Source organism: Actinomadura meyerae, assembly GCF_900188445.1.
Taxonomy (GTDB): Bacteria; Actinomycetota; Actinomycetes; order Streptosporangiales; family Streptosporangiaceae; genus Spirillospora; species Spirillospora meyerae.
In genome coordinates, this window is record NZ_FZOR01000001.1 from 275790 (window position 1) to 302006 (window position 26217).

28 protein-coding genes are annotated in these 26217 nt (G+C 73.2%); 13 read left to right on the forward strand and 15 right to left on the reverse strand.

The annotated features are described in order from the left end of the window. The first annotated feature begins 7 nt into the window (after window positions 1-7). Window positions 8-1666, forward strand: a complete 1659-nt coding sequence (locus CHF16_RS01265; RefSeq protein ID WP_089323989.1) for a class I adenylate-forming enzyme family protein — start codon at window positions 8-10, stop codon at window positions 1664-1666. Between the two features lie 65 nt (window positions 1667-1731). Here the strand turns inward: CHF16_RS01265 and glnA are convergent, their stop codons facing one another. Continuing rightward, window positions 1732-3156 (reverse strand): type I glutamate--ammonia ligase, encoded by a 1425-nt coding sequence (glnA, locus tag CHF16_RS01270; protein ID WP_089323990.1) that lies wholly within the window; start codon window positions 3154-3156, stop codon window positions 1732-1734. 141 nt (window positions 3157-3297) lie between these two features. Between glnA and CHF16_RS01275 the strand changes: the two genes are divergently transcribed. Continuing rightward, a complete protein-coding gene (locus CHF16_RS01275) occupies window positions 3298-3780 on the forward strand; it encodes an RDD family protein (protein WP_089323991.1) in 483 nt (160 codons plus the stop codon). Between the two features lie 73 nt (window positions 3781-3853). Here the strand turns inward: CHF16_RS01275 and CHF16_RS01280 are convergent, their stop codons facing one another. Continuing rightward, on the reverse strand, window positions 3854-4549 hold the full coding sequence (locus tag CHF16_RS01280) for a DUF4191 domain-containing protein (protein ID WP_089323992.1): 696 nt from the start codon (window positions 4547-4549) through the stop codon (window positions 3854-3856). Between the two features lie 46 nt (window positions 4550-4595). After that, window positions 4596-5522, reverse strand: a complete 927-nt coding sequence (lipA, locus tag CHF16_RS01285; RefSeq protein ID WP_089323993.1) for a lipoyl synthase — start codon at window positions 5520-5522, stop codon at window positions 4596-4598. Window positions 5523-5717: 195 nt separating this feature from the next. Here lipA and CHF16_RS01290 point away from each other — a divergent pair, with 195 nt between their 5' ends. Next, entirely contained in the window at window positions 5718-6218 is a 501-nt protein-coding gene (locus tag CHF16_RS01290) for a DUF1877 family protein (RefSeq protein WP_089323994.1), read from the forward strand. Here the strand turns inward: CHF16_RS01290 and lipB are convergent. The 8 genes from lipB to CHF16_RS01330 all read right to left on the reverse strand — a co-directional run bounded on the left by lipB (window position 6215) and on the right by CHF16_RS01330 (window position 15257). Then, window positions 6215-7003: a lipoyl(octanoyl) transferase LipB gene (gene lipB, locus CHF16_RS01295; protein ID WP_245868128.1), complete on the reverse strand. Its 789-nt coding sequence runs from the start codon at window positions 7001-7003 to the stop codon at window positions 6215-6217. The two genes, CHF16_RS01290 and lipB, sit on opposite strands and share 4 nt — an antisense overlap. Before the next feature lie 36 nt (window positions 7004-7039). Next, window positions 7040-7777, reverse strand: a complete 738-nt coding sequence (locus CHF16_RS01300) for a Type 1 glutamine amidotransferase-like domain-containing protein (RefSeq protein ID WP_089323995.1) — start codon at window positions 7775-7777, stop codon at window positions 7040-7042. Between the two features lie 85 nt (window positions 7778-7862). After that, complete coding sequence (locus tag CHF16_RS01305; RefSeq protein WP_089323996.1) at window positions 7863-8750, reverse strand: TIGR01777 family oxidoreductase; 888 nt, start codon at window positions 8748-8750, stop codon at window positions 7863-7865. Between the two features lie 164 nt (window positions 8751-8914). After that, window positions 8915-10399: a 2-oxoglutarate dehydrogenase, E2 component, dihydrolipoamide succinyltransferase gene (sucB, locus tag CHF16_RS01310; RefSeq protein ID WP_089323997.1), complete on the reverse strand. Its 1485-nt coding sequence runs from the start codon at window positions 10397-10399 to the stop codon at window positions 8915-8917. A 35-nt stretch (window positions 10400-10434) separates the two neighbouring features. Then, a complete protein-coding gene (gene lpdA / locus CHF16_RS01315) occupies window positions 10435-11829 on the reverse strand; it encodes a dihydrolipoyl dehydrogenase (protein ID WP_245868130.1) in 1395 nt (464 codons plus the stop codon). Window positions 11830-11974: 145 nt separating this feature from the next. Beyond that, window positions 11975-13453 carry a leucyl aminopeptidase gene (locus CHF16_RS01320; protein WP_089323999.1) on the reverse strand — a complete coding sequence of 493 codons (1479 nt, stop codon included), beginning with the start codon at window positions 13451-13453 and terminating at the stop codon, window positions 11975-11977. A gap of 104 nt (window positions 13454-13557) precedes the next feature. Further along, complete coding sequence (locus CHF16_RS01325) at window positions 13558-14316, reverse strand: adenosylcobinamide-GDP ribazoletransferase (RefSeq protein WP_089324000.1); 759 nt, start codon at window positions 14314-14316, stop codon at window positions 13558-13560. Beyond that, a complete protein-coding gene (locus tag CHF16_RS01330) occupies window positions 14313-15257 on the reverse strand; it encodes a bifunctional adenosylcobinamide kinase/adenosylcobinamide-phosphate guanylyltransferase (protein WP_089324001.1) in 945 nt (314 codons plus the stop codon). The genes CHF16_RS01325 and CHF16_RS01330 overlap by 4 nt, the downstream gene beginning before the upstream one ends. 76 nt (window positions 15258-15333) lie before the next feature. Between CHF16_RS01330 and CHF16_RS01335 the strand changes: the two genes are divergently transcribed. Both CHF16_RS01335 and CHF16_RS01340 read left to right on the forward strand, forming a co-directional pair. After that, the gene (locus tag CHF16_RS01335; protein ID WP_143227844.1) at window positions 15334-16221 is read left to right on the forward strand and encodes a DsbA family protein; all 888 of its coding nucleotides are present in this window, start codon (window positions 15334-15336) and stop codon (window positions 16219-16221) included. Between the two features lie 37 nt (window positions 16222-16258). Continuing rightward, window positions 16259-16456, forward strand: a complete 198-nt coding sequence (locus tag CHF16_RS01340; RefSeq protein ID WP_089324003.1) for a hypothetical protein — start codon at window positions 16259-16261, stop codon at window positions 16454-16456. Window positions 16457-16530: 74 nt separating this feature from the next. Here CHF16_RS01340 and CHF16_RS01345 read toward each other — a convergent pair whose 3' ends face one another. Continuing rightward, window positions 16531-17532 carry an aldo/keto reductase family protein gene (locus tag CHF16_RS01345; protein ID WP_089324004.1) on the reverse strand — a complete coding sequence of 334 codons (1002 nt, stop codon included), beginning with the start codon at window positions 17530-17532 and terminating at the stop codon, window positions 16531-16533. A 106-nt stretch (window positions 17533-17638) separates the two neighbouring features. Then, window positions 17639-18214: a DUF3043 domain-containing protein gene (locus CHF16_RS01350; RefSeq protein ID WP_089324005.1), complete on the reverse strand. Its 576-nt coding sequence runs from the start codon at window positions 18212-18214 to the stop codon at window positions 17639-17641. Window positions 18215-18346: 132 nt separating this feature from the next. Between CHF16_RS01350 and CHF16_RS01355 the strand changes: the two genes are divergently transcribed. From CHF16_RS01355 to pspAB (CHF16_RS01380), 6 genes are all read left to right on the forward strand, one after another. Continuing rightward, a complete protein-coding gene (locus CHF16_RS01355) occupies window positions 18347-19156 on the forward strand; it encodes a PspA/IM30 family protein (RefSeq protein WP_089324006.1) in 810 nt (269 codons plus the stop codon). After that, window positions 19153-19431: a PspA-associated protein PspAA gene (gene pspAA / locus CHF16_RS01360; RefSeq protein ID WP_089324007.1), complete on the forward strand. Its 279-nt coding sequence runs from the start codon at window positions 19153-19155 to the stop codon at window positions 19429-19431. The genes CHF16_RS01355 and pspAA overlap by 4 nt, the downstream gene beginning before the upstream one ends. Before the next feature lie 177 nt (window positions 19432-19608). Beyond that, window positions 19609-20526 carry a zinc metalloprotease HtpX gene (gene htpX, locus CHF16_RS01365; RefSeq protein ID WP_089324008.1) on the forward strand — a complete coding sequence of 306 codons (918 nt, stop codon included), beginning with the start codon at window positions 19609-19611 and terminating at the stop codon, window positions 20524-20526. A 4-nt stretch (window positions 20527-20530) separates the two neighbouring features. After that, window positions 20531-21100: a PspA-associated protein PspAB gene (pspAB, locus tag CHF16_RS01370; protein WP_089324009.1), complete on the forward strand. Its 570-nt coding sequence runs from the start codon at window positions 20531-20533 to the stop codon at window positions 21098-21100. A 68-nt stretch (window positions 21101-21168) separates the two neighbouring features. Next, on the forward strand, window positions 21169-22086 hold the full coding sequence (locus CHF16_RS01375) for a M48 family metalloprotease (protein WP_089324010.1): 918 nt from the start codon (window positions 21169-21171) through the stop codon (window positions 22084-22086). A gap of 2 nt (window positions 22087-22088) precedes the next feature. Continuing rightward, entirely contained in the window at window positions 22089-22736 is a 648-nt protein-coding gene (gene pspAB / locus CHF16_RS01380; protein ID WP_089324011.1) for a PspA-associated protein PspAB, read from the forward strand. Window positions 22737-22764: 28 nt separating this feature from the next. On the opposite strand, the gene nadA is transcribed toward pspAB (CHF16_RS01380), so the two are convergent. After that, on the reverse strand, window positions 22765-23919 hold the full coding sequence (nadA, locus tag CHF16_RS01385; RefSeq protein WP_089324012.1) for a quinolinate synthase NadA: 1155 nt from the start codon (window positions 23917-23919) through the stop codon (window positions 22765-22767). Window positions 23920-24153: 234 nt separating this feature from the next. Between nadA and CHF16_RS01390 the strand changes: the two genes are divergently transcribed. Together CHF16_RS01390 and CHF16_RS01395 are read left to right on the forward strand one after the other, a co-directional pair. Continuing rightward, a complete protein-coding gene (locus CHF16_RS01390; RefSeq protein WP_089324013.1) occupies window positions 24154-24516 on the forward strand; it encodes a HesB/IscA family protein in 363 nt (120 codons plus the stop codon). 247 nt (window positions 24517-24763) lie between these two features. After that, entirely contained in the window at window positions 24764-25750 is a 987-nt protein-coding gene (locus tag CHF16_RS01395) for a carbohydrate kinase family protein (RefSeq protein ID WP_089324276.1), read from the forward strand. 135 nt (window positions 25751-25885) lie between these two features. Here the strand turns inward: CHF16_RS01395 and CHF16_RS01400 are convergent, their stop codons facing one another. Beyond that, complete coding sequence (locus CHF16_RS01400) at window positions 25886-26197, reverse strand: sulfurtransferase TusA family protein (RefSeq protein WP_089324014.1); 312 nt, start codon at window positions 26195-26197, stop codon at window positions 25886-25888. Window positions 26198-26217 lie beyond the last annotated feature (20 nt).

Here is a 26217-nt window from a genome sequence, read left to right on the forward strand (position 1 = left end):
GGCAGCGATGACGGGCTACGATCCGACCGCGTACCGCCGCTACTTCGAGCACGAGTTCACCTATCTCGCGGGCTTCCGCCGCAACGTCCACCGCTACGCGCGCAGCACCGCCCTCCACGACCCGGCGACCGGCACAGACCTCACCTACGCCGAGCTGGGCGGCCTGGTGGACCGGCTGGCCGCCGGCCTGGCGGACGCGGGCGCCGGGCCGGGCGGCACCGTCGTCTACCAGCTCTGCAACGGCCCGGAGTTCGCCCAGCTCTACCTCGCGACCCAGGCGTGCGGCGCGGTCGGCTCCCCGGTGAACTTCCGGCTCGCGCCCGGGGAGACGGCCTTCGTGCTGGACGACGGCAGGCCCTCGGTGTTCGTGTACGACACGGCGTTCACCGACCAGGCGGCCGCCGCGCTGGAGCGGGCCGAGCACCGCCCCGCCCTGGTCGCGGCCGTCGGGGACGGGGACCCGCTGCCCGGCGCGGTGCCCTTCGCCGACCTCTACGCCGCCGAACCGCGCCCCCTCCCGGGCACGGAGTCGACCTGGGCGGAGACCACCCGGCTCTACACCTCCGGCACGACCGGCATGCCCAAGGGCGTCCCGGTGAACAGCGTCGCCGAGGTGTTCACCGCGCACGACGTGATCATGCACTTCCCGCTCAGCCCCGAGGACCGCACGCTCAACATGACGCCGTGGTTCCACCGCGGCGGCCTGTACTCCGGCGGCCCCAACCCGGCCTTCTACGCGGGCGCGCAGGTGGTGCCGATGCGCGCCTTCGACCCGGACCGCTGCCTCGACCTCGTCGAGACGCTCGGGCTGACCTACCTGATCGGCGCCCCGACCAACCTGGCGATGCTGGCGCGCGCGCAGACCGCGCGTCCTCGCGACCTGTCCTCCCTGCGCGGCATCGTCACCATGGGCGCACCGCTCGAACGCGAGGCGTGCCTGCACTACCAGAAGACCCTGACCCCGCGGATCTTCAACGGGTACGGCACCACCGAGGCGTTCTGGAACACCTTCCTGCGCCCCGCCGACCTGCCCGAGCACGCCGGCACCGCCGGCCGCGCCTGCACCGACGACGACGTCGCGGTGGTCCGGGTCTACGACGACCGGCTCGCCGAACCGGACGACCACGTCGCCCGCGACGGCACCGAGGTCGGCGAGGTGATCGTCCGGTCGCCCAAGTGCGGGCAGTCCTACGCCAACGCCCCGGAGCACCAGGCCCGCCGCTTCCACCGCGGCTGGCTGTACATCGGCGACCTCGCCACCTGGGACGCCGACGAGTACGTCACGATCGTCGGCCGCAAGGACGACATGATCATCTCCGGCGGGGAGAACGTCCACCCCGTCCAGGTCGAGGAGGCCCTCAACGGGCACCCCGGCGTCGCCGACAGCCTCGTGGTGGGCGTCCCGGACGAGAAGTGGGGCCGGCGGGTCGTCGCCTACGTGGTGCGGGCCGACACGCCGGAGGGGGCGGCGCTGACCGCCGCCGACTGCGAACGGCACTGCCGCGAGCACCCCATGCTCGCCCCGTACAAGCGCCCCCGCGCGTACCGGTTCGTGGACGCGCTCCCGCTCACCGCCACCGGCAAGAAGATCCACTACAAGGCGCGCGAGCAGGCCGCCGAGGACATGGCGAGCGGCCTGTTCGAGACCCCCGCGCCCACGGGCTGACGGGCCACGGCCGACAGCAGAACGCCGGCCCCGCGGAGAGCGGGGCCGGCGCACTGCTCCGGCGATCAGATGTCGTAGTACAGCTCGAACTCGTGCGGGTGCGGGCGGAGCCGGATCGGGTCGATCTCGAACTCGTTCTTCATCGTGATCCAGGTCTCGATGAGGTCCGGGGTGAAGACGCCGCCCTCGAGGAGGTAGTCGTGGTCGTCCGCCAGGGCCGCGAGGACCTCGGGGAGCGAGCCGGGGACCTGCGGGATCGCGCGGGCCTCCTCCGGCGGCAGCTCGTAGAGGTCCTTGTCGACCGGCTCGGCCGGCTCGATCTTGTTGCGGATGCCGTCCAGGCCCGCCATGAGCATCGCGGAGAAGGCCAGGTACGGGTTGCAGGACGGGTCCGGGACGCGGAACTCGATGCGCTTGGCCTTCGGGTTCGAGCCCGTGATCGGGACGCGGATGCACGCCGAGCGGTTGCGCTGCGAGTAGACCAGGTTGACCGGCGCCTCGTAGCCGGGGACGAGGCGGTGGTAGCTGTTCACCGTCGGGTTCGTGAACGCCAGCAGCGACGGGGCGTGCTTCAGCAGGCCGCCGATGTAGTAGCGGGCGTTGTCGGACAGGCCCGCGTAGCCGACCTCGTCGTAGAAGAGCGGCGCGCCGTCCTTCCACAGGGACTGGTGGCAGTGCATGCCGGAGCCGTTGTCGCCGAAGATCGGCTTCGGCATGAACGTGACGGTCTTGCCGGCGTCGCGCGCGACGTTCTTGACGATGTACTTGTACAGCATGAGCTGGTCGGCCGTCTTCAGCAGCGTGTCGAAGCGGAAGTCGATCTCGGCCTGGCCGGCGGTGCCGACCTCGTGGTGCTGCATCTCGACGTGGATGCCGACGTCCAGCAGCTGCGCCACCATCTCCGAGCGCAGGTCGGTGTAGTGGTCCATCGGCGGGACGGGGAAGTAGCCGCCCTTGTACGGGGGCTTGGCGCCGAGGTTGCCGCCCGCCTCCTCGCGGCCGGTGTTCCACGCGCCCTCGACCGAGTCGAGGTAGTAGTAGCCCGCGTTCTGCTTCGTCTCGAAGCGGACGTCGTCGAAGATGTAGAACTCGGCCTCGGGGCCGAAGTAGCAGGTGTCGGCGATGCCGGTGCCGCGCAGGTAGTCCTGCGCCTTCTTCGCGACGTTGCGCGGGTCGCGGCTGTACGGCTCGCCGGTCAGCGGGTCGTGCACGAAGAAGTTCAGGTTCAGGGTCTTGTGCTGCCGGAACGGGTCGACCACGGCGGTCGTCGGGTCCGGGAGCAGGAGCATGTCCGACTCGTGGATCTCCTGGAAGCCGCGGACGGACGAGCCGTCGAACATCAGCCCCTCGGTGAAGACGCTCTCGCCGAAGCTCTCCACGGGGAACGTGAAGTGCTGCATCTTGCCCGGCAGGTCCACGAACCGGCAGTCGACGAATCGCACACCTTCGTTCCTGATATAGCTCAGGACCTCTTCGGCGCTGGTGAACATCCGGCCTCCTCAAGGCGCATCTCGGCTTTTTGAAACGCTAGGGCGGCGCGGTTTCCCGGCCGTGTCTCGTATGTTTCCGCTGTGTTACGCGTCACTCCGCCCCCGGCGGATCGCCTCGGCGGACGGGATAGCGTAGACGCCATGAGCGGTGGTAAGGGGCGGGCGGCCGGGCCCCGGTGGACGCAGACGTGGCTGAGCGGCGCGGGCGCGGCGGGCGCCGACCTCGGCCGGCCCGGCGAGCGGCTCGGGCTCCCGGAGCAGGGCGGTGGCGCCGTCGCCTCCTACGGCCGGCGGCTCCTCGCGCTGTTCCTCGACTGGGGCCTGTCGATGCTGGTCGCGAGCCTGCTGGCGCGCGGGCTCGGCTGGGAGCCGGCCGAGCGCAGCCTGTGGACGCTGGCGATCTTCGGGCTGCAGGCGTGGGTGCTCACCGCGTTCCTCGGCATCACGATCGGCAAGCGGATCGCCGGCATCCGCGTCGTGCGGCTGGACGGGCGGCCCGTCGGGCTCGGCTTCGGCCTGGCCCGGGCGGCGCTGCTGCTGCTGGTGCTGCCCGCGCTGTTCTGGGACCGCGACTACCGCGGCCTGCACGACCGCGCGAGCAACACGGTCGTCGTCAACATCTAGCCGCGAAACGAAAGAGCGCCCCCGCGGGGGCGCTCTCGCATATGTTCTGGGTTCCGGGCGTTCCCGGTCGTTCTCAGCGCGTCTTCGGCTTGGGGCCCTTCGGCATCTTCACGCCCTTGGGAATCGGGCCCTTCGGCATCTGCATCGACCGGGGGAGCGCCTGGAGCCGGTCGTTCAGCTCCGCGACCTGCCCCTTGGTGAGGTTGCGGGGCAGCTTCATCAGGTGCCGCTGCAGCTTGTCGACCGGGATCTGGCCCTCGCCGTCCCCGACCTGCACGTCGTAGATCGGCACCTGCTGGGCGGCACGGGAGATCCGCTTCTTCTCGGCGCCGAGCAGCGGGCCGACGCGCTGGCGCGGCCCCTCCGACACGAGGATCACCCCCGGGCGGCCGACCGCGCGGTGCACCATGTCGAGGTTGCGGTTGCCGCTCACCGCCTCGGTGACCGTCCAGTTGCCGCGCATGTTCTTGAGGATCGCGGCCGCCGCGCCCGGCTGCCCCGCGATCACCTTGTACTGGGCGCGCTGCGCGAGCTGACCGAAGACGATCATGCCGACGGCGAGCGCCGCGAGCAGGCCGAGCGGGATGAAGAACCACAGCTGGCCGACGAACAGCCCCACGAGGATGACGACGACCAGGGTTCCGATCGCCGAGGCGAACACGATCGGCAGCGCCTTCGGGTCGGCCTGCCGGAGCACCTGGGCGACCATGCGGATCTGCTTGAGGCGGCCCGGACGCTCCTGGGCCCCGTCCGTGGGCTTTTTCGACATGAATCCAAGGATAGTCGGGTCGGGCGCCCGACCCGACAACCCCCGCCTACGCGCGCGCCTCGATCGCCTGCTTGTAGAGGCGCCCGGCGCGGTAGCTGGACCGGACGAGCGGCCCGGACATGACGCCCGCGAAGCCGATCTCCTCGGCCTCGGCCGACAGCTCCACGAACTCCTCCGGCTTCACCCACCGCTCCACCGGGTGGTGCAGCGGGCTGGGCCGCAGGTACTGGGTGATCGTGATGAGCTCGCAGCCCGCCTCGTGCAGGTCGCGCAGCGCCTGCGAGATCTCCTCGCGGGTCTCGCCCATGCCGAGGATCAGGTTGGACTTGGTGACCAGGCCGTCCGCGCGGGCCTTGGTGATGACCTCCAGGGACCGCTCGTAGCGGAACCCGGGCCGGATCCGCTTGAAGATCCGCGGGACGGTCTCCACGTTGTGCGCGAGCACCTCGGGCCGGGACGAGAACACCTCGGCGAGCTGCTCGGGAACGGCGTTGAAGTCGGGGATGAGCAGTTCCACGCCGCAGCCGGGGACGGCCGCGTGGATCTGCCTGACGGTCTCCGCGTACAGCCAGGCGCCGCCGTCCTCCAGGTCGTCGCGGGCGACGCCGGTCACCGTCGCGTACCGCAGGCCCATCGTCGCGACGGACTCGGCGACGCGGCGCGGCTCGTCGCGGTCGAGGGCCTTCGGCCTGCCGGTGTCGATCTGGCAGAAGTCGCAGCGCCGGGTGCACTGGTCGCCGCCGATGAGGAAGGTGGCCTCGCGGTCCTCCCAGCATTCGTAGATGTTGGGACAGCCGGCCTCCTGGCACACCGTGTGCAGGCCCTCGGACTTCACCAGGCCGGAGAGCTCGCGGTACTGCGGGCCCATCTTCAGCCGGGTCTTGATCCACTCTGGCTTGCGCTCGATCGGGGTCTGGCTGTTGCGCGCCTCGACGCGCAGGAGCTTGCGTCCCTCGGGTGTCACCGTCGTCACGGGTCCCAGCGTACGTCCCGATCTCCGGTGGCGGCACCTCGGCCGACGCGGCCTCGATGGCGTATCGGAGCGATCTCGAACGTATGACAGTACCCCGGTCACGTAGCCGATTCGCGTGTTTCGGCCATGGTCGACAGTGGATCTCTCTAGGGTGACTCCCTGTCGTCACGCAACAGCGTTAGCAGGAGGACCGCCGTGGGCCTGGCAATGTCGTACCTCAGGGTGCCGCCGGTGCTGGAGGGGGAGCCGGATCCCGGCCGCGTCGCCCGCCACATCTTCGGTGCCCCCGACTGGCGCCGCCGCGGCGCGCCGGGACTGTTCGAGCTGGGCTGGGCGTGGCAGGCGGTGCACTACCTCGTCACCGGCGACCCGTGGGACGGGCGGCAGCCCGAGGCGGACGTCGTGTGCGGCGGCCGGCTGCTCACCGAGGACGGCGCCGACGAGCTCGGCATGGATGTGATCTTCCTCGCGCCGGACCGGGTCAAGCCGACCGCCGACCATCTGGCCGCGACGCCGTTCGCGAAGGTCGCCGGACGGTACGACCCGGCGGCGATGAACCGGGCCGGGGTCCAGGACGCGGGCCGGCTCGACGGCGCCGCCCGCGACAAGGTCCTCAAGCCCGCCTACGAGGGGCTGACGCGGTTCTTCGCGGCGGCCGCCGCCGAGGGCCAGGCCGTCTACAAGGTCATGGCCTAGACGGCCGACCGGGCCTCATCCGCCGACCGGGCCCCGTCCGCCGACCGGGCCTCTTCCGCCGGTACGGGCCGATCCGCCGGTACGGCCTGCCCGGCCACGCCCAGTTGCGCCGTGGTGCGGTGGAACGTCTCCGCCGCGCCGAGCGCCGCGGCGAGATGCCGCTCGACCAGCGGGACGACCTCCGCGACCGCGACCCGGCGGCCGAGCTCCCGGCTGAGGTTGGTCGAGCCGACGTCCCGGATCCCGCAGGGGACGATCTTGTCGAACCAGCCCATGTCGTTGTCGCAGTTCAGCATGAAGCCGTGCATCGCGACGCCGCGCGCCACCCGGATGCCGATGGAGCCGATCTTGCGGTCGGGCGTGCCCGGCACCCACAGGCCGCTGCGGCCCTCCACGGTGACCGTCGCCAGCCCGAGCTCGGCGCAGACGTCCATCATCATCCGCTCCAGCAGCCGCACGTAGCCGACGACGTCCACCGGGTCGGGCAGCCGGACGATCGGGTAGCCGGTGAGCTGCCCCGGACCGTGCCAAGTGATCTTGCCGCCGCGGTCGACGTCGACCACCGGGGCGCCGGGGTCGCCGAACGGCCGGTCGAGCGCCTCGGTCCGCTTGCCCGCCGTGTACACCGGCCGGTGCTCCAGCAGCAGGACGGTGTCGGGGATCGCGTCGTCCACCCGGAGCGCGTGGGTGCGTTTCTGCAGCTCCCAGCCCGCCTCGTAGGGGACGGCAGCCTCGCCGAACCCCGCGTGCACCACCACCAGCTCGCGTACGTCCACATCGCTCACCCGGCCAGCTTATGCCGCGGACGGGGCGATCGCTCCTCAGAGGGCGGCGAGCAGCCGCGGCTCCAGCCGCGTCTCCTTCGCCTTGCCGGGGCCGTCGGGTTCGACGCGGTAGGCGCCCGCGTCCTGCCGGTAGGACACGGCCTGGACGAACTCGGTGCCGACGTAGTGCAGGGCCACCGACTCGTCGGCCGCGTACCCGCCCGGCAGCGTCCCCTCGCCGACGAGCTGCTGCAGCAGCGGGCGGCGCTGCGGCTCGCTGTCGTAGTGCACCCCGCACGAGAACGGCAGCAGGCCGAGCCCGTCGGTCATCGGCTTGAGCTGCGGCCCGAACGAGTCGGTGTTGCCGCCGACGTGCCAGCACAGCGCGCCCGCGCTCTGCCCGGACAGCACCACGCCCTGCTGCCACGCCTCCCGCATGATCTCGTCGAGCCCGTGCAGCCGCCACAGCGCCAGCAGGTTCGCGACGCTGCCGCCGCCCACGTAGATGAGGTCCTGGGTGAGCAGGTGCGCCCGCATGTCGGCGACGCTCGGCATCGGGAACAGCGCCAGATGGCTGACCTCGGCGTCCAGCGCGGAGAACGCGGCGTACGAGCGGGCGATGTACTCGGGCGCGTCGCCCATCGCGGTCGTGACGACGCAGACGCGGGGCCGGTCCTGCCCGGTCAGGTCGAACGCGTAGCGCAGCAGCGGGCTGGGCGCGAGCCCGTCCCGGCCGTCCGGCACGAAGCTGCCCCCGCCGATCGCGAGGATGTGCGGCTGTCCGTCGGTGCTCATTCACTCTCCTCTTGAGCCGGGCTGTCCCAATGTCACCGTATGGCCACCGAATGGGGTCGGCCGGGACTTTGACCAATCTTGGGACTCACAGGACGTCGGCGAGGGCCTCGTCCACGCGCTCGTGCGCGAACCGGAACCCGGCGGCGGTGAGCCGCCGCGGCAGCACCCGCTGGCTGACCAGCGGCCCCTCGTCGGCGAACCCGCCCAGCGCCGCCCGCAGCGCGAACCGCGGCACCGCCAGCCGCGCCGGCCGGTGCAGGACGCGGCCGAGCGCCCGCGTGTACTCGGCGTTCGTCACCGGGTTCGGGGCGGTCAGGTTGACGGGCCCGGCGATCTCGTGGTCGATCAGGAACCGCAGCGCCGCGACCTGGTCGGCGAGGGAGATCCAGCTCGTCCACTGCCGGCCGTCGCCGAGCGTGCCGCCGAGCCCCAGCCGGAACAGCGGCAGCGTCCGCCCGAGCATGCCGCCCTCGCGGGCCAGTACGACGCCGGTGCGCGGCAGGACGACCCGCACGCCCGCCTCCCGGGCCGGTTCGGCCGCCGCCTCCCAGTCGCGCACCAGGTCGGCGAGGAAGCCCTGCCCGGCGGGGGAGTCCTCGTCCACCTCCCGGTCGCCGGTGTCGCCGTAGAAGCCGATCGCCGACCCGCACACCAGCACCCGGGGACGCGGGTTCGCCGCGGCGATCCCCTCCGCCAGCGTGCGGGTGCCGTCCAGCCGGCTCTCCCTGATCTTGCGCTTGTACGCCTTCGTCCACGGCCGGTCGCCGATCCCGGCGCCCGCCAGGTGGACGACCGCGTCCACCCCTTCCAGGGAGTCCTTCTCCACACAGCCGTCCGCCGGTGACCAGCGCGCCTCGTCGTCGCGCGCCGGCTCCCGCCGGACCAGCCGGACGACGTCGTGGCCGTCCTCCCGCAGTGACTGCACCAGCGCCGAGCCGATGAGGCCCGACGAGCCCGTGACGGTGACCCTCATGCACCCACACTAGGCGGACGGTGCCACCGGACGGTGAGATTCTCACCGCGGTCCCGCGTTTCCCCGGACGCACGAAGCCCCGCCGGCCGTACGGCAGGCGGGGCTCCGCGGACGCACCCGACGTCAGAGGCGCGGTTCATCGAGGGGGACGACCCCCCAACGTCCTACAAACCGAGGTCCGCGTCGAAGTTGCCCTCCTCCAGGCGGTGCTTGATCGTGGCGAGGAAGCGGGCGGCGTCCGCGCCGTCGATCAGCCGGTGGTCGTAGGTCAGCGCCAGGTAGACCATCGACCGGACCGCGATGACCTCGCCGAGCTGCGGGTCGTCGATGACGGCGGGGCGCTTCACCACGGCGCCGGTGCCGAGCATGCCGACCTGCGGCTGGTTGAGGATCGGGGTGTCGAACAGCGCGCCGCGGCTGCCGGTGTTGGTCAGCGTGAACGTGCCGCCGGCCAGCTCGTCCGGGCTGACGTTGCCGGCGCGGGTGCGCTCGGCGAGGTCGGCGATCCGCTGCGCGAGGCCGCCGAGGTTCAGCTGCCCGGCGTTGTGCACGACCGGGACCATCAGGCCGCGCTCCTGCACGTCCACCGCGATGCCGAGGTTCTCGACGTCGTGGTAGGTGACCTCGTTGGTCTCGCTGTTGATGACCGCGTTCAGCTTCGGGTGCGCCTTGAGCGCCTCGACCGCCGCCTGCGCGAAGAACGGCAGGAACGACAGCTTGACGCCCTCGCGGGCCTCGAAGTCGGCCTTGGCCTGCTCGCGCAGCCGCGCGATGCGGGTGACGTCCACCTCGACCACGGTGGTGAGCTGCGCGGACACCTGCAGCGACTCGACCATGCGGCGGGCGATCGTCTGCCGCATCCGGGACATCTTCTCGGTGCGGCCGCGCAGCGCGAGCTGCTCGGCCGGGGCGCCCGCGGGGGCGGGCGCGGCGTGCCGGCCGGCCGGGGCCGCGGCGGGGGCGGCCGGGGCGGCGGGCGCGGCCTGCCGCCGGGCGGCGGCCTCCTGCGCGGCGCGGGCGGCCTCCAGGACGTCCTGCTTGCGGATGCGGCCGCCGACGCCGGTGCCCTTCACCGCGCCGAGGTCGACGCCGTGCTCGGCGGCGAGCTTGCGCACCAGCGGCGTCACGTACGGGCCCTCGCCGGACGGGGCCGCGGGCTGCGCCGGGGCGGCCGGGGCCGGCTCGGGCGCCTGCGGGGCGGGCTGCTGCGGCGCCTGCTGCGGGGCGGGCGCGGGCGGGGCCGACGGCGGCGCGGGCGGCGCCGGGGCCTGCTGCTGCGCGGGCGGCGGCCACGCGGCGGGCGGCGGGCCCTGCGGCGCCGGCGGCTGCGGGGCCTCCTGCGGCGGCTCCGGCGCGGCCGGGGCCTGCTGCTCCGCGGCGGCCGGGGCGCCGCCGCCGGACGGCGCGTCGCCCTCGTCGCCGATGACGGCCAGCTCGGCGCCGACCTCGACGGTCTCGTCCTCGGCGACGGTGATGCTGGTCAGGATGCCCGAGGCGGGCGAGGGGATCTCGGTGTCCACCTTGTCGGTGGACACCTCGAGGAGCGGCTCGTCGGTCTCGACGCGCTCGCCCTCCTTCTTGAGCCAGCGGGTGACGGTGCCCTCGGTGACGCTCTCGCCGAGCTGGGGCATGGTGACGGAGACCGGCATGTCTCAGCGACTCCTTCGAATTACTTGTGCGGCGTTCAGCCGTGCACGTGCAGTGGTTTGCCGGCGAGGGCGAGATGTGCCTCGCCGACCGCCTCGGACTGGGTCGGGTGGGGGTGGATCAGCTGGGCGACCTCGCTCGGGAGGGCCTCCCAGTTGTAGATGAGCTGGCCCTCCGCGATGAGTTCGCCGACGCGCGCGCCGACCATGTGGATGCCGAGGACGGGGCCGTCCACGGCCGCGATCACCTTGACCTCGCCCTGCGTCCCGAGGATCTTGCTCTTGGGGTTGCCGGCCAGGTCGTAGACGACCTCCTTGATCTGGTGCCCGCGCTCGCGGGCCACCGCGGAGGTGATGCCGACCGAGGCCACCTCGGGGTCGGAGTAGGTGATGCGGGGCACGCCGTCGTAGTCGATCGGCGGCGGGGTGAGCCCGCTCAGCCGCTCGGCGACGAGGATGCCCTCGGCGAACCCGACATGGGCGAGCTGCGGGGTCTGGATGAGGTCGCCGACCGCGGAGATCGTGGGGACGCTCGTCCGGCAGTACTCGTCGACCTTGACGAAGCCGCGCTCGGTCTCGACGCCGGCCTCGGCCAGCCCGATGCCGTCGGAGACCGGGCCGCGCCCGACCGCGACGAGCAGCAGCTCGGCGTCGATCACCTTGCCGCCCTCCAGGGTGACCGAGACGCCGCCCTGCGTCGGCTTGACGCCCTCGAACCGGGTGCCGGTCTCGAACTTGATGCCGCGCTTGCGGAACGCGCGCTCCAGGCGCTTGGAGCTGGACTCCTCCTCCAGCGGCAGCAGGTGCGGCAGCGCCTCCACGATCGTGACCTCGGCGCCGAACGAGCGCCACACGCTGGCGAACTCGACGCCGATCACGCCGCCGCCGAGGATGACGACGGACGCGGGGACGCGCTCCAGCCGCAGCGCGTGGTCGCTGGAGATGACGCGCTCGCCGTCGATCTCCAGGCCGGGCAGGCTCTTGGGCTGCGAGCCGGTGCCGAGGACGATGTGCCCGCCCTCGATGACGGTGGTGCCGCCGTCCGGCGCGGTGACCTCGACGGTGGTCGGCCCGGTCAGCCGCCCGGTGCCGTGCACGACCTCGATGCCCCGGGACTTGATCAGCCCGGTGAGGCCCTTCACGGTCGTGGTGACGACCTTGTCCTTGTAGGCGTTCACGCCGGCGACGTCGATGCCCTCGAAGGTGGTCTTGACGCCGAACTTCGCCGCGTCCCGCGCGTGGTCCGCCACCTCGGCCGCGTGCAGCAGCGCCTTGGTGGGGATGCACCCCCGGTTGAGGCACGTCCCGCCGAGGGACTCGTCCCGCTCGATGAGCGCGACCGACCTGCCGAGCTCGGCGGCGCGCAGCGCGCACGCGTAACCGCCGCTGCCGGCGCCTAGGACGACGATGTCGAAGGTGCCGTTGTTGGCCACTGGACGCTCCATTCCCCTGTCGCGGCGCCCGCGTGGACCGGGGCGCCCGTAGTGGTAGGGCGGGGCGGGGAGCCACCATCGGGCGGGCCCCCGCCGCCACGAGAAACCTATTCTGTTCTCCGCCAGGTCACAGCGGTGGGGTTCGCTAGAGAATTCCCGCGGCGAGGTCCTCGGCGATCTGGACCAGCGTGCGGGCCGCCGCGCCGGTGCCGCCCTTCGGGGTGTAGCCGTAGGCCTCGCCCTTGTTGAAGGACGGGCCCGCGATGTCGAGGTGCGCCCACTTGACGCCGTCCGGCACGAACTCCTTGAGGAACGTCCCGGCGACGAGCATGCCGCCCCAGCGCTCGCCGCTGATGTTGGCGATGTCGGCGACCGCCGAGTCGAGGCCCTTGCGCAGCTCCGCCGGCAGCGGCATGCCCCAGGACGGCTCGCCCGCGCGCTCGGCCGCCGCGACGACCTTCTCGCGGACGTCGTCGTCGTTGGCCATGACGCCGGTGGTGCGGGTGCCGAGCGCGACGAGCTGCGCGCCGGTCAGCGTGGCGACGTCCACGATCAGGTCGGGGGAGTCCTCCCCGGCGCGGACGAGGGCGTCGGCCATGACCAGGCGGCCCTCGGCGTCGGTGTTCAGGACCTCGACGGTCTTGCCGCCGTAGATGCGCAGCACGTCGGAGGGGCGCTGCGCGGTGCCGGACGGCATGTTCTCGGCGATGGCGAGGTAGCCGACGACGTTGACCTTGGGGCCGAGCTTGGCGATGGCGTCGAGCGCGCCGAGCACCGCCGCGGCGCCGCCCATGTCGGACTTCATCCAGTCCATCGCCTCGGTGGGCTTGAGGGACAGGCCGCCGGAGTCGAACGTGATGCCCTTGCCGACCAGCGCGAGCGTCCGGGACGCCTCGGCGTGGGTGTAGGCGAGCCGGACGAGCCGCGGCGGGTTCACCGAGCCCTGCCCGACGCCGGCGATGCCGCCGTAGCCGCCCTCCACGAGGGCCTTCTCGTCCAGCACCTCGATGGCGAGGCCGGTCTCGGCGGCGACGCGGCCCGCCTCGGCGGCGAGGTCCTCGGGCGTCAGGTGCGAGGGCGGGGTGTTGACCAGGTCGCGGACGAGCTTCACCGACGCCGCGAGGGTGCGGGCGCGGTCGACGGCGGCCTCGTGCTCGGCGGCCGCCGCGAGCCGGATCTCCGCGACGGGGTCCTTGCGGTCGCCGCCGGTGCGGAAGGAGTCGAAGGAGTAGGCGCCGAGCAGCGCGCCGAGCGCGACCGCCCCGACGGCCTCCGCCGACGCGGCCGGCAGCGCCACGGCGACCCGGGCGGTGCCCGCGAGGGAGCGGACGGCGGCGCCGGCGGCGCGGCGCAGGTCCTCGGCGGAGGGGTCCTCGCCGAGCCCGGCGGCGACGATGATCTTGGCGGTGACGGCCCCGAGGGTCGGCAGCTTGGTGATCTCACCGGCCTTGCCGGTGGCGCCGAGGGCGCCGAGCGCGTCCGCGAGGCGGCCGTCCATGGCGCGGTCGAGGTCTTCCGCCCCGGCGGCCGGCGCCGCTCCCGCCCCGGCTGGGGTGACGCCGATCACGAGGGCGTCGGTGTCAAGGCTGGCCAGGGCTGCGCTGTCAAGGCTGATGCTCGTCACGTAGCACGATGGTAGTCCTCCCGGTGACCGCTTTCGTCCTTTTGGATCAAGCGTTGCCCGGTCGGGAGCCGGTCCCGGCGCGCCTCGCGGCCGCCGGGCGCGCGTCACGGCCGCGCGGCGAGGACGATCAGCGCGGCCGTCGCGGCGGTCTCGACGAGGGCGCCGAGGACGTCGCCGGTCACGCCGCCCAGCCGCCGGACGGCGCGGCGGAGCAGCAGCAGCGCGGCGGCCAGGGCGGCGAGCACCGCCACCGCGGCCTGCGCCGCGCCGACCGGCCCGCCGGTGGCCGCGCCCGCTCCGGCGGCGGCGGCCAGGACGGCCGCCGTGACCGCGGCCGCGGCGCGCGTGCCGACCGTCCCCGCCACCAGCGCGCCCAGGCCGCCGGGACGTGCGGACGGGACCCCGCTCCGGCAGGCCCACGGGAGCGCCAGCCGCCCGGCGGCGGACGCGACGAGGACGGCGGCGGCCGGATGCGGCGCCGCGGCCAGCGCCGCGACCTGCGCGAGGACGGTCAGCAGCAGCGTCACCACGCCGAACGGGCCGATGTCGGAGCGCTTCATGACGGCCAGGGCCTCGGCGGCGGGCCGGCCGCTGCCGAGCCCGTCCGCGAGGTCGGCGAGCCCGTCCAGGTGCAGCGCCCGCGTGATCGCCGCCGTCGCGGCCACCGCGAGCACCGCCGCCGGGAGGCCGGGCAGCCCGAGCGGCCCGCACGCGAGCAGGACCAGCGCGGCCGCGCCGCCCGGGACCAGGCCGGCGGCCGGGGCGAGCAGCATCGCGGCGCGCGTGGTGCCCCGGTCGACCCGCGCCCGGCCCAGCGGGACGACGGTCAGCAGCGTCACCGCCAGCCGCAGCCCCTCGATCACGGCAGCTCCATGACGCGTCCCGCCACCACCAGGGCGGCCTCCTCTGACTCGGCCGCGAGCCGCTGGTTGGCCAGCCCGAGCAGGTCCCGGAAGGCCCGCCCGGACGCGGTGGCGGGCACCAGCGATAGCCCGACCTCGTCGCTGACCGCGACCACACGCGCCGCCGTACCGCGCCACGCCTCGACCAGCTCGTCGATCCGGGGCAGCACCCGCGACGGGTCGTCCCAAGCGGCGGACTCGTCCATCGCGGCGGCCAGCCAGGTCCCGATGCCGTCCACCAGCACCGCGCCCGTCGCCGACGACAGGACGTCCGCCAGGGCCGCCGTCTCGGCGGTGCGCCACCAGGAGGGGCGGCGCCGCCGGTGCGCCGCGACCCGCTCGGCCCACTCCGGGTCGTCGTCGCGCACGGGACCGGTCGCGACGTAGAGGACGTCCGGGCACGCGGCCAGCCGCAGCTCCGCCTCGGCCGACTTCCCCGACCGGCTCCCGCCGAGCAGCAGGGTGCGGAACGGGCCGCCGCCGGGCCGGTTCCAGAACGCCATGCGGCGCTCCAGCTCGGCGGGGGACGGCAGCCGGTGGTCCACATGGACGGCGGCCACCTCCGTGGCGGACGTCACCGCGCCGGCGCGGCGCAGCAGGCCGAGGTGCTCGGGAGAGCCCGCGAGGTCGAGCAGGACGGCGCCGTACCGGGCCCCCGGCACCGGCTCCGGCCGCGCCCCCGGGCCCGCCGCCACCAGGACGCGCCCGCCGCCGGGCGAGCGGACCTCGTGTCCGCCGGGCACCTCCGTGCGCGGCAGGCCGTCCATCGGCACGCCGTCGATGAGGGCCGCGAACGGCTCGTGCCGGACGCCGGACGCGCGCAGCCGGTTGCAGGACGCGCACCGGCAGCCCGCCGCGGGCCAGCCCTGGGCGGCGGCGGTACCGCGAAGCTCGATGTTCATACCGGTCGGAACTCTACGGTTACGCTCCCTGGAAGGATCACCAAGGATGGCCTCGCCCCCGACAGGAGGAGCCCCGGTGGGCAACCCCCCGAACAACCCCTGGCCGCACCAGCCGGGGCAGCCCGGCCCCGGCGGCCGGCCGCCCTACGGCCCGCCTCCCGGCCCGCCTCCCGGACCGCCCCAGGGCCCGTTCCCCGGACCGTCCCAGGGTCCGTTCCCCGGACCGCCTCCGCCCGGACGGAAGGGCGGCGGGCTGGTGTTCGCGCTGGTCGGCGGCGGCCTCGTCGTCGTGCTGGCCATCGTGGCGGTGGTCGTGTTCGCCCTCCAGCGCGACAGCGGCGGCGACGGCGGGGACGGCGGCGGCGACGTCCAGTTGCGGGCCGGCGAGATCGCCGGGGGAGCGGAGGCGCTGCCGCTGGCCGACGGCAGCCTCGCCATGTCCAGGCCGGGCGTCACCGCCCCGGTCGTCGACATCTACGAGGACTTCGCGTGCCCGCCCTGCGGCGCGTTCGACAGCAAGCACGACCCGATGCTGAAGCAGCTCGTCGTCGAGGGACGCGCCAAGGTCGTGTTCCACCCGATGGTGGTCTTCGGTGAGAGCACCCAGCCCGCGCACGACAACTCGCTGCGCGCCGCGTCCGCCCTCCGCTGCGTCGGCGACGGCGCGCACTGGCTGTCCTACCAGGACGCCCTCTACGCCAATCAGCCCAAGAGCGAGAGCTCCACGGGCTACACCACGGACCAGCTGCTCTCCCTGGCCGAACCCCTGGGGCTGACCGGAGACGACTTCACCTCCTGCGTGAAGAGCCGGCGCTACGCCTCCAGCGTGAAGACCGTCAGCCAGGGCTACATATCGTCCGGGATCCAGGGCACGCCGACGGTCCGGGTGAACGGGCGCAAGCTCGACACGGCGGACGTCGAGAGCCCCGAGGCGCTGCGCCGCGCCATCGAAGCCGCCTCGTGACCGGCTAGTCTCACCGGCGACGAGGGAGGTCGACGCGATGGCGTGGAGCTGGCGTTTGGAGCGGGGCGACGGGAGCGCGCTCGGCATGTCGGAGGAGACCTTCTCCACCCAGGCGGACGCGGAGAGCTGGCTGGGGGAGAACTGGCGCGGCCTGCGCGCCGACGAGGTCGACAAGGTCGTCCTGCTGGACGGCGAGACGCTCGTCTACGAGATGAGCCTGCTGGACCCGGAGTGACGCGGGGGCCGCGGAGCCGCCGGCTCCGCGGCCCCCGGCCCGGCGCCGGCCCGGCGCCGGGCCGCGGGCCCGGGTCAGGGGCGCTTGGGCGGGCTGGCGGTCTTGGCGGGGTCGCGGATGACGACCTCGCCGAGCACGTCGTCGATCCGCTTCAGCACGTCGGCGTCCAGCTTCACCCCGGCGGCCTTCACGTTGTCGGTGACCTGCTCGGGACGCGACGCGCCGACGATCGCCGCCGACACGTTCGGGTTCTGCAGCGTCCAGGCGATCGCCAGCTGCGCCATCGACAGCCCGAGCTCGTCGGCGATCGGCTTGAGGTTCTGCACGCGGGTCAGCAGGTCGTCGTTCAGGTAGCGCTTGATCATGTCGGCGCCGCCCTTGTCGTCGGTGGCCCGCGACCCCTCCGGCAGCGGCTGCCCCGGCTTGTACTTGCCGGTCAGCACGCCCTGCGCGATCGGCGACCAGACGATCTGGCCGACGCCCTCGCGCTCGCACAGCGGGACGACCTCCTCCTCGATGACCCGCCACAGCATCGAGTACTGCGGCTGGCTCGAGACGATCCGGTCGAAGCCCATCTCGTCGGCGATCTTGAGGGCGCGCTCGATCTCCTCGGCCCGCCACTCCGACACGCCGACGTACAGCACCTTGCCCTGCCGGACGAGGTCGTCGAACGCGCGCAGGGTCTCCTCCAGCGGCGTCTCGTAGTCGAACCGGTGGGCCTGGTACAGGTCCACGTAGTCGGTGCCGAGGCGGCGCAGGGAGCCGTGGATCGACTCGAAGATGTGCTTGCGGGACAGGCCCCGGTCGTTCACGCCGGGCCCGGTGGGCCAGTAGACCTTGGTGAAGATCTCCAGCCCTTCGCGGCGCTGCCCCTGGAGCGCGCGGCCGAGGACCTCCTCGGCGCGCGTGCCGGCGTAGACGTCGGCGGTGTCGAAGGTGGTGATCCCCTCGTCGAGGGCGGTCCGCACGCACGCGCGCGCGGCGTCCTCCTCGACCTGGGAGCCGTGGGTGAGCCAGTTGCCGTACGCGATCTCGCTGATCTTCAGACCGCTCCGGCCCAGGTTTCGGAACTCCATGTCCCCGACCCTAACCGGAGGATGATCGCCGCTCACAGGCCGCGGAGCGGGCCCGTCCGCGCCCGGTCCGGCCGGGCCGGGCGGGAGGGGCCGGAACCGGCCCCGGTCAGACCTTCTCCTTCTCGCCGATCCGCACCTGCGGGTTCGGGACCCGCAGCCGCCGGATCTGCATGGCGCGCATGGCGGCGTACATCCCGACGCCCTTGGCGTCCTCGTCGGGGAAGCGCTCGGCGGCCAGCCGCTTGATGCCGCGGCTCAGCCAGAAGCCCTCGCCGAACACGACGATCAGCAGCAGCGGAGGCGCGAACAGCACCAGCAGCCGGGCGGCGGGGATCGGCAGCAGGCTCAGCAGCACCATGGCGAACATGGCGTACATGAGGTACGACCCGACGGTGCGGCGGGAGTCGACGTAGTCGCGGGCCAGCCGCCGGACGGGGCCCTTGTCCCGCTTGAGCAGGTGCTTCTCGTCGCCTTGGGCCATGCCTTGGCGCGCCTTCGCGCGCTCCTCCGCGATCTGGGCGCGGCGGCGCTTGTAGGCGTCCTTGCCGGTGGCCGGCGCGGTGATCGGCTGGCGGCGGCGCTTCTCGGCGTCCCTGCGCTTCGGGGTGGGACGGCCCTTGCCTCCCGGCTTTACTACCTGAGGAGGATTCGCCGGGGGCTCCGGGGTACGACGCTTGAACACGGGATCAGACTACCGGCTGCGAACATCGTGGCTGCCTCGCGCGTTAACGCGTAGGGTGATAAGAACCCCAGCAGTGGTCAATGAGCCCAGTTCACGACTGAGGCGACAGCACGAAGGGACCGGCGCCGCGCGATGAGCGTGATGAAGCGAATGTCGATGATCTTCAAGTCCAAGGCGAACAAAGCCCTGGACCGCATGGAAGATCCTCGGGAGACCCTCGATTACTCCTACCAGCGTCAGCTGGAGATGCTGCAGAAGGTTCGTCGCGGGGTCGCCGACGTCGCCACCTCGCGCAAGCGTCTCGAACTGCAGATCAACCAGCTGGAGCAGCAGCAGAGCAAGCTGACCGACCAGGGCAAGAAGGCGCTGCAGGTGGGCCGCGAGGACCTCGCCCGCGAGGCGCTGACCCGGCGGGCGGGGCTGGAGAGCCAGCTGAACGACCTGCGCGGCCAGTACCAGCAGCTCCAGGGCGAGGAGGAGAAGCTCACGCTCGCCTCGCAGCGGCTGCAGGCCAAGGTCGACTCCTTCCGCACCCGCAAGGAGACCATCAAGGCGACCTACACGGCCGCCGAGGCGCAGACGAAGATCAACGAGGCGTTCTCCGGCATCTCCGAGGAGATGGGCGACGTCGGCCTGGCGATCCAGCGCGCCGAGGAGAAGACCGACACGATGAAGGCCCGCGCCGGCGCGATCGACGAGCTGCTGGCCTCCGGCGCCCTGGAGGACTTCTCCGGTCCCAAGGACGACATCCAGGCCGAGCTCGACCGGATGGGCTCCGGCCCCGGCGTCGACCTGGAGCTGGAGCAGCTCAAGGCCGAGCTGGGCCAGGCCCCCGCGCCCAAGCAGCTGAACCAGGGCACGCCGAACGCGCAGCCGCAACAGCAGCAGCAGGACACCCCCCAGCAGGCCCCGTGGCCGAACAACCCCGGGGGTGCCCAGTGATCGTCCGCCTCATGGGCGAGGGGCAGCTGGACGTGGCCGACGAGGACCTGCCCTCTCTCAACGAGCTCGACTCCGAGCTGGAGTCGGCGATCGAGTCGGGTGACGAGACGGCGTTCCGCGCCGCGCTGCACGCCCTGCTGGAGAACGTCCGCAAGGTGGGCAGGCCGCTGCCGGCCGACAGCCTGGAGCCGTCGGAGCTGATCCTGCCGCCGGCGGACGCGCACATCGACGAGGTGCGCTCCATGCTCGGGGACGAGGGGCTCATCCCCGACTGATCCCCCGCACGGGGGGTAGGGGAGTCCCGTGACACGACGCCGCGGGGCCCCGGGCGTGCCGGCCGTTCCGGACGCGCAGCCCGTTATGGACATACGGGCGGTTCTGGACACTCAGGCACAAAACCCGGGTCTCGTGCGTTGGTACAAGTGAATAGAGCAAGACTTGGGGGTGGCCGCATGGCCAGGACGCGCTACGCCTCCGACCGGGGGCTGACATCGCGGATGCTCATGACGATGTTCCTGCTGGGGCTGGTCTACGTCGTCTTCGTCGGGGCCTTCTTCGTCTTCGTGCCGCAGTGGGCGTTCGTCGCCCTCGGCGTCGCGGTGGCGTTCCTGTTCGCCCAGTACTTCTTCTCCGACCGGATGACGCTGTTCGCCATGCACGGCCGCGTCGTCTCCCCGGAGGAGGCGCCGGAACTGCACGGCGTCATCGACCGGATCTGCGCGATGTCGGACGCCCCGAAGCCGAAGGTCGCGATCGCCGACACCGACGTTCCGAACGCGTTCGCCACCGGCCGCAACCAGAAGAAGGCGGTCGTCTGCGTCACCACCGGCCTGCTGCGCCGGCTCGAACCCGTCGAGCTGGAGGGCGTGCTCGCGCACGAGATGGCGCACGTCGCGCACCGCGACGTCGCGGTCATGACGATCGCCTCGTTCCTCGGCATCTGCGCCGGCCTGATCACCCGGTTCGGCCTCCAGTGGGGCCTGTGGGGCGGGTTCTCCCGCCGCAGCAACGACCAGAACACCGGGCTGATCCTGCTCGCCGTCGTCGCGGCCAGCGCGCTCGCCTACGCGATCAGCTTCCTGCTGACCCGCGCCCTGTCGCGGTACCGCGAGCTGTCCGCCGACCGCGCCGCCGCGCTGCTGACCGGCCGCCCCTCCGCGCTCGCCAGCGCGCTGACGAAGGTCACCGGCGAGATCGCCCGGATCCCGACGAACGACCTGCGGTCCGCGCAGGCGTTCAACGCGTTCTTCTTCACCCCGGCGTTCGGCCGCGGCGCCAGCGTCGCGGCGCTGTTCTCCACGCACCCGCCGCTGGACAAGCGGCTCGCCCAGCTCTCGGCGATCTCCGCCCAGCTCAACAGGGGAGTCTGATCCCGTGGGTTTCCTGGACACCCTCCTCGGCCGGTCCAAGCCGGTCAAGCCCGACCTCGACCAGATCTTCGGGCTGTCGTCGGCCGCGATCACGCTGGAGGCGGCGACGGGCTTCACCCCGACGGGGCGCGGCTCGGTGTGCTTCCGCGCCGCCGAGGGCGGCGCGTTCGCGCGGCTGCAGGCCGAGATCCAGGAGCTGCTCGACGCCGACCAGGGCCCCAAGGTGGAGATCAGCAACGACTCCTACGGGTACACCTGGCTGCTGGCCACCCACCCGCCGGAGGAGCTGCCCGACCTCGTCACCGACCTGCACGCGGTGAACTCCACGCTGGAGTCCGGCGGGTTCGGGCCGCACCTGCTGTGCTCGCTGGCGGGCTTCCGCGGCCCGGACGGGCGGCGGCTCGCCCTCGTCTACCTGTACAAGCGCGGCACGTTCTACCCGTTCGCGCCGCTGCCCGGGGACAAGCGCGACAACGCGCTCGAACTCCAGGTGCGCGGCGCGATCGGCGCCGACCTCCCCTTCGAGGAGGACCTCGGCCGCTGGTTCCCCGTCTGGGGCGCCCCCGGCCTGTAGCCGCGCCGTCACCCGTTTCTGCGTCCCACGACGCGGTACTCGTCCCGGCGCGCGTCTAATGTCAGGCCATGACGCCCTCCCGCGCCGCGGACGAGCCGAGCCTGACGCGGCGAATGCTCGCCACGATGGGCCTCGTCGTGCTCGTCTACGCGGCCGCCGCGCTGCCCGCGTTCCTCGCCGGACCGGTCTGGGGCGCGGCCGCGGTGGCCGCCGCCGCGGCCGTCGCCGTCTGCTCGGCGCGCGCGGCGGACGGGCTGGTCCTGCGCGCGATGGGCGCCCGCCCGGTGAGCGCCGCCGAGGAGCCGGAGCTGCACGCCGTCCTCGACCGGCTGTGCATGTCGTCCGGGCTGCCGAGGCCGCGCCTCGCCGTCTCCGCGGTGGCCGCGCCCAACGCCTTCGCCGCCGGCTCGGGCCCCGGCTCGGCGCTCGTGTGCGTCACCGAGGGGCTGCGCGCCCGGCTCGGCCCGGCCGAGCTCGCCGCCGTCCTCGCGCACGAGACCGCGCACGTCGCGAACCGGGACGTCCTCGTCGGGGCGGTCGCCTCGTTCCCGAGCCTCGTCAGCGAGCTCTTCCTCGTCTGGTGGGCGGGCCTGTTCACCGGCCGCGGCAGGAGCCTCGCGGGACGCGTCGCCGCGCTGCCCTTCGGGGCCGTTTTGCTGCCCCTCGCCGCGGCGGCCGCCGTCCTGTACGCCGCGGGCACGCTGGTGCTGCTCGCGCTGTCGCGCCAGCGCGAGCTGTGCGCGGACGCCACCGGGGCGCTGCTGACCGGGCGGCCCGCCGACCTGGCGGCGGCACTCGACAAGATCGACGACGAGCTGCGCGGCGCGTCCCGCGACGACCTGCGGGCGCTGCGGCCCGTCGCCGCGCGCAGCGTGGTCGCGGCGCGCGGGGGCGGCGCGGCCGGGCTGCTGTCCACCCATCCGCCGACGGCAAGGCGCAAGGAGCGGCTGGAGGGCCTCTCCTGGCGGCTCGCGAGAGGGGGGTGAGCGTGGGCGTCCTGGACGGGCTGCTCGGCCGGCCCGCGCCCCCGTCCGGCGCACCCGGCGCCGGACGGCTACTGGCCCTGCCCGCCGCCGCGGCCGTGCTGGAGGCGCGGACGGGCTTCGTCCCGACCGGGACGGGCGGCGTCTGCCACCGGCTGGTGGAGGGCGGGCCGTTCGGTGCGTTCGGGCGCGCGCAACGCGAGATCGAGCGGCTGCTGTCCGGCGACCCGGCCCGGCGGACGGGCGTCAGCACCGACCCGCACGGCTGGGGCTGGACGCACCTCACGCGCGCGCCGGACGACTTCGAGGCCCTGGTCGCCGACCTGCACCTCATCGAGACGGTGTTCGCGGACGCCGGATACGGGCGCTACCTGCTCTGCTCGGTCACGGGCTTCCGCAGGGGAACCGAACGCCAGCTCCTCTACCTGGTGCACACGCCGGTCAGGGACGCGTTCTACCCGTGGGCGCCCCGTCTGCCGGAGGCCCCGTCCGACCCGGAGGAGGCGGACGGTCAGGAGGGCGCCGCCGGTGCCCCCGCCCGCGGCCGCAGCAACCTGGTCGAGACCCGCACCCGGGAGGCGCTCGCCGAGACCCTGCCGATCGAGCCCGACCGGCACCGCTGGTTCCCGGTGTGGGACGCCCCCGGCCTGTAACCGGCCGGGCGCGTCCCCGCGGGTCCCGCTAGGGCAGGGCGAGCATCTGGTCGAGGGCCGCGCGGGCGTAGTGCGCGGTCTCCTCGTCCACCTCGATGACGTTCTGGACGTCCCCGGCCGCCAGCGACTCCAGCGACAGCACCAGGTGCGGCAGGTCGATGCGGTTCATCGTCGAGCAGTAGCAGACCGTCTTGTCGAGGAACATGACGTTCTTGTCCGGGTGGGCGTTCGCGAGCCGCCGGACGAGGTTCAGCTCGGTGCCGACCGCCCAGGACGAGCCGGGCTCGGCGGCCTCGATCGTCCTGATGATGTACTCGGTGGAGCCGATCTGGTCGGCGGCCGTGACGACCTCGTGGCGGCACTCGGGGTGCACGAGGACGTTCACCCCGGGGACGCGCTCCCTGACCTCGTCCACCGACTCCTTGGTGAACCGGCCGTGCACCGAGCAGTGGCCGCGCCAGAGGATCATCTTGGCGTCCCGCAGCTGCTGCCGGGTGAGCCCTCCCTCGCGCCGGTGCGGGCTGTAGACGACGCAGTCGTCCAGCGAGAAGCCCATCTCCAGGACGGCGGTGTTGCGGCCGAGGTGCTGGTCGGGCAGGAACAGGACCTTCTTGCCCTTGCCGTAGGCCCAGTCGAGGGCGCGCTTGGCGTTGGACGAGGTGCACACCACGCCGCCGTGCCGGCCGACGAACGCCTTGATGTCGGCGGAGGAGTTCATGTACGTGACGGGCACGACGTCGTCGGCGACGCCGGCGTCCTCCAGGACGTCCCAGCAGTCCTCGACCTGGTCGAAGGTCGCCATGTCGGCCATCGAGCAGCCGGCGGCGAGGTCGGGCAGGATCACCCGCTGGTGGGCGGCGGTGAGGATGTCGGCTGACTCCGCCATGAAGTGCACGCCGCAGAACACGACGTAGGGCGCCTCCGGGCGGGCCGCCGCCTGCCGGGCCAGCTTGAACGAGTCGCCGGTGACGTCGGCGAACTGGATGACCTCGTCCCGCTGGTAGTGGTGGCCGAGGACGAACACCCGGTCGCCGAGGGACGCCTTGGCGGCGCGGGCGCGCTCGACCAGCGCGGGATCGGACGCCGGCGGCAGCTCGCCGGGGCAGTCCACGCCGCGCTCGCTGGCGGGATCGGCACCGGTGCCGAGCAGCAGCAGCGGAAGGTCGCGTACCGGGGTGGTCATCGGGATTCTCCCTTCGGCGACGGGGCTTATCGTCGCTTTGACGACTAATGATGGCACATCCCGCGGCCGGCGGCGGTGTGACGTAGAACGCACCGGGCCGGGGAGTTAAACCCGGCCGATAAGCGGAATGGCCTTGTAGCGAGGTACGTTGTCCTACGGGAAGAGGCGCATGACGTCCTCGGACAAGCGACAGCCCGCCGCACCGCGGCGCAGCCAGACCCGGGAGCTGAACACATGACGGTTTCAGGCGAGACCACGCAGGAGACCACGCAGCAGGGCGTCGTCCTCACCGACGCCGCCGCCGAGAAGGCCAAGGGCCTGCTCGAGCAGGAGGGCCGCGACGACCTTGCGCTGCGTGTCGCCGTGCAGCCGGGCGGCTGCTCCGGCCTCATCTACCAGCTCTTCTTCGACGAGCGGGAGATGGACGGGGACCTCGTGCAGGACTTCGGCGGCCTCAACGTGCGCGTCGACCGCATGAGCGCGCCCTACCTCACCGGCGCCACCATCGACTTCGTCGACTCGATCGAGAAGCAGGGCTTCACGATCGACAACCCGAACGCGTCGGGCTCCTGCGCCTGCGGCGACTCCTTCAACTGAGGCGCCGCGCCGGCCGGTACCCCGCGCGCACCGCGGGCCCGCCGGGCGGGCGCGCCGGACGAGCGGAACGTCCCGGAAGGGCGGTCCGGGCCATGCCCGGGCCGCCCTTCCGCGTGTCCGGGACGGGCCGTTTCCGCTCCGCGGGCCCGGGCATGGGGACGATCTGTAGTCCCATGGGGAAGTAGTCTTTCGGGGTTCGAAACAGCCGGTGAATCAGCCGGACGACCACGACGAGGAGAGCGACGCCGTGCGCATCGCCGTGACTGGCTCCATTGCGACCGACCATCTGATGACCTTCCCCGGCAGGTTCACCGACCAGCTCCTGCCCGACCAGCTGGACCGGGTGTCGCTGTCGTTCCTGGTGGACGAGCTGGAGATCCGCCGGGGCGGCATCGCCGCCAACATCTGCTTCGGGATGGGCAGCCTCGGCAAGGAGTCGATCCTCGTCGGCTCCGTCGGCGACGACTTCGCCGACTACCGCTCCTGGCTGGAGCGCCACTCCGTCGACACCGCCTCGGTGCACGTCTCGGACGTCCACCACACCGCCCGGTTCCTGTGCACCACCGACCAGGACCAGAACCAGATCGCCACGTTCTACGCCGGCGCGATGAGCGAGGCCCGCTCCATCGAGATCAAGCCGGTCGCCGACCGCGTCGGCGGGCTCGACCTCGTCGTCGTCAGCCCGAACGACCCGGACGCGATGCTGCGGCACACCGACGAGTGCCGCACCCGCGGCATCCCGTTCGCCGCCGACCCCTCGCAGCAGCTCGCCCGGATGGACGGCGCCGACGTGCGCCGCCTCATCGACGGCGCCGCCTACCTGTTCAGCAACGACTACGAGAAGGCGCTCGCCGAGGAGAAGACCGGCTGGAGCGGCGCGGAGATCCTGTCCCGCGTCGCCGTCCGCATCACCACCCTCGGCGCCAAGGGCGTCGTCATCGACCGCGAGGGCGAGGAGGGCGTGCACGTGCCCTGCGTCCCGGTCGAGAACGTCGCCGACCCGACCGGGGTCGGCGACGCGTTCCGCGCCGGCTTCCTGACGGCGACCGCCTGGAACCTGCCGCTGGAGCGCGCCGCGCAGGTCGGCTGCGCCATCGCCGCGTACGCCCTGGAGGCCGCCGGCCCGCAGGAGTACACCCTCGCCCGCCAGGCGTTCCTCGACCGGTTCGGCGCGACCTACGGCGCCGACGCGGCCGCGGACGTCGCCGCGCACATCAGCTGCCCGAACCCGTAGCGAGCGGCCCGCGCCCGCAGCGAGCCCGGAGGGCCGCGCCGCCCGGCGTGGCCCTCCGGCGCGCCGGTACGTGCGGCGGCGCCGGTACGTGCGGCGGCGTCAGTACGTGCGGCGGTGCCGGTACGTGCGGCGGCGTCAGTACGTGCGGCGGATGTGGAAGCCCCAGCCGCCCTGCTGGAGGGTCTCCTCGCGGACGAAGTCCTGCGACTTCATCCGGCACCAGGCGGGCACGTCGGTGCGGGCGGCGGCGTCGTCGGCGAGGACGGCCACGACCTGCCCGACCGGGACCTCGCGGATCCGCTCGGCGAGCATGATGATCGGGATGGGGCACTTGCGGCCGAGCGCGTCGATGACGAGCACGGGCGGCGGGCCGGCGGGGGCCGGCTCGGGCGGCGGCGCCGCCTGCGCGGGCGGCGTCCCGTTCCTGCCGCGGCCTCGGAACCTCATGGGCGCGACCGCCTCCCCGT

Excerpts from the sequence above, each read along its gene's own strand:
- nadA (WP_089324012.1), bottom strand. The coding sequence starts at position 23,919 with ATGACCACCCCGGTACGCGACCTTCCGCTGCTGCTGCTCGGCACCGGT.
- CHF16_RS01345 (WP_089324004.1), bottom strand. The coding sequence starts at position 17,532 with ATGGAGTTCCGAAACCTGGGCCGGAGCGGTCTGAAGATCAGCGAGATC.
- CHF16_RS01300 (WP_089323995.1), bottom strand. The coding sequence starts at position 7,777 with ATGAGCACCGACGGACAGCCGCACATCCTCGCGATCGGCGGGGGCAGC.
- sucB (WP_089323997.1), bottom strand. The coding sequence starts at position 10,399 with ATGCCGGTCTCCGTCACCATGCCCCAGCTCGGCGAGAGCGTCACCGAG.
- glnA (WP_089323990.1), bottom strand. The coding sequence starts at position 3,156 with ATGTTCACCAGCGCCGAAGAGGTCCTGAGCTATATCAGGAACGAAGGT.
- htpX (WP_089324008.1), top strand. The coding sequence starts at position 19,609 with ATGGCCAGGACGCGCTACGCCTCCGACCGGGGGCTGACATCGCGGATG.
- CHF16_RS01305 (WP_089323996.1), bottom strand. The coding sequence starts at position 8,750 with ATGAGGGTCACCGTCACGGGCTCGTCGGGCCTCATCGGCTCGGCGCTG.
- CHF16_RS01275 (WP_089323991.1), top strand. The coding sequence starts at position 3,298 with ATGAGCGGTGGTAAGGGGCGGGCGGCCGGGCCCCGGTGGACGCAGACG.
- CHF16_RS01340 (WP_089324003.1), top strand. The coding sequence starts at position 16,259 with ATGGCGTGGAGCTGGCGTTTGGAGCGGGGCGACGGGAGCGCGCTCGGC.
- CHF16_RS01355 (WP_089324006.1), top strand. The coding sequence starts at position 18,347 with ATGAGCGTGATGAAGCGAATGTCGATGATCTTCAAGTCCAAGGCGAAC.
- CHF16_RS01375 (WP_089324010.1), top strand. The coding sequence starts at position 21,169 with ATGACGCCCTCCCGCGCCGCGGACGAGCCGAGCCTGACGCGGCGAATG.
- CHF16_RS01390 (WP_089324013.1), top strand. The coding sequence starts at position 24,154 with ATGACGGTTTCAGGCGAGACCACGCAGGAGACCACGCAGCAGGGCGTC.
- CHF16_RS01330 (WP_089324001.1), bottom strand. The coding sequence starts at position 15,257 with ATGAACATCGAGCTTCGCGGTACCGCCGCCGCCCAGGGCTGGCCCGCG.
- CHF16_RS01400 (WP_089324014.1), bottom strand. The coding sequence starts at position 26,197 with ATGAGGTTCCGAGGCCGCGGCAGGAACGGGACGCCGCCCGCGCAGGCG.
- CHF16_RS01265 (WP_089323989.1), top strand. The coding sequence starts at position 8 with ATGACGGGCTACGATCCGACCGCGTACCGCCGCTACTTCGAGCACGAG.
- CHF16_RS01280 (WP_089323992.1), bottom strand. The coding sequence starts at position 4,549 with ATGTCGAAAAAGCCCACGGACGGGGCCCAGGAGCGTCCGGGCCGCCTC.